The 1,709-nt window shown below is 53.7% G+C and carries 1 protein-coding gene and 1 pseudogene; one reads left to right on the plus strand and one right to left on the minus strand.

What is annotated here, in order from left to right:
* Positions 1 to 1,265: hypothetical protein (locus tag ACTF5Z_RS12115; RefSeq protein WP_438985858.1), on the minus strand; the 1,265-nt coding region annotated here is incomplete at its 3' end.
* A gap of 117 nt (positions 1,266 to 1,382) precedes the next feature.
* Between ACTF5Z_RS12115 and ACTF5Z_RS12120 the strand changes: the two are divergent.
* Positions 1,383 to 1,709 (plus strand): annotated as a pseudogene (locus ACTF5Z_RS12120) (MFS transporter); the annotation flags it as partial.

Consider the following 1,709-nt stretch of genomic DNA (forward strand, 5'->3'; position numbering starts at 1 on the left):
TTCTGCGCAGGCTGTGAGCTCAATGAAGTCATCTCGATCGCCAGCGTCTCAGGCGCAAGCCATTCAGCGGTTAGAGCATCGATGTAAACTCGATCGATGTTGGTTTGCCAGTACCGACGAGCCAAGGGCTCATGAACCACAGAGGCATAACCACTGTTCTGAATTTGCTCATCCAGCCAAGTCTCATAATCTAGATCAGCTGGACTAGGTTTTGTCGCTTGATCACCCGATTCCCACCGATCCAACCACTCTTTAACCTGAGCTAGGCGTTCTTTCCACTCTTTGGCTTGCTTCAAGTAATCTTCGATGCTTTCCGAATCGACGTCACTCACCTCGGGCACATTGACCATAGGCCCGGTAAGTTGACCCTTTGTCGCACGCTGACTACCCGATTGAGCCTGACGCACAGTTATCTCATCGACTCGTACCTGCTTGCTCAGCAAGTCAGCCCAGCTAACTGTCATCGATAACTGGTTTGCGGCTAGAAGGTTGGTCGCTAAATTTTCCGAATCCGCGATCTGCAGACCCTCCAGACTCAATCGCCCCCGCCAGATATTGAATTCGGCTTGTTCGATATCGACGGTCGCACCGTTGGCTGCAGCGAGCGCTGATGACAACAAACCACGAGCATTGTTATTAGCCCATTGATTGCCCGTAAAGCCGGCAACAAGTATGACAACACCCGCGACCGCGGCACCCTTCCAGCGCCAAAAGCCGATTTGTTTATCGAGTGCCGCTAGGATGCCTTGCGAGGCGCTGACACCCAAGGTCAATTGGAGCACCCACCGTCCAACCGGCTTACTGGCAAAGGATTGATATTTGGAGCTCCCCTCAAGAGACGTCGCTCCGCGACGCAGCCAGCCTAATCCCGCCATCAGCAAAGCCGATATCACCGCCGTCATTGGCAAAGTCCATAGCAATGCGCCAGACACCAGGGGGTATTCCAACCCAAACCACGCCAGCACAGGAAGGGAAGCCACGTTCATCCAGCTCTCTGCGAGCGGCCCAGTCAGTAACCACTGCCCCGAGCTGAAGATCACTCCCGCCCCGAGCCAGAAGAGCGTCTTGGTCACAAGCGTAGCCACGGCCAAAACACCCCAGTTGACGCGAATAACACTCGTCAACACCAGCACGCTCAACAACAAGCCTAAGCTATTTGACGCACTCACGACAGACGCGAGGCAAGCACCCAACCAAGTACTGACAACGACATGTGGCGTCGAAACACCACCTCGTAAAAACTGCTTAATCGAATGTCCTAGCACGCGCCCAACTCCCACTGACAAAGGGTTAATTCTGGCATCATACACTGGCAGGTCTAATGTATAATAGCGCGCAAACATAACATTGGCTCAGATGAGCCGCTAATCAGAGCCCTGCCCATGACTATCGCAACACGAAACTTAAGCCTGCTTATCGGCGCGCAATTGGCGTTCGTATCGGGCTCTGTCATCACAGTAACCATGGGTGGCATTATCGGGGCCAAAATAGCGCCCAGTGCCAGTATCGCCACACTGCCCGTATCCCTCATGATTCTGGGTACAGCGCTCGGCACCATACCAGCCTCTCGAATCATGCAGGCTTTGGGGCGTAAAACGGGTTTTATTGGCGCTGCTCTGGCCGCTGCCGGCGCGATGCTAATGGCCGAATTTGCCATTAAAGCTTCTTTATTTTGGCTGTACTGCATCGCTACAACCTGCACAGGTGTT

Origin of the sequence: Aequoribacter sp., assembly GCF_965659035.1 — a bacterium.
Lineage (GTDB): Bacteria > Pseudomonadota > Gammaproteobacteria > Pseudomonadales > Halieaceae > Aequoribacter.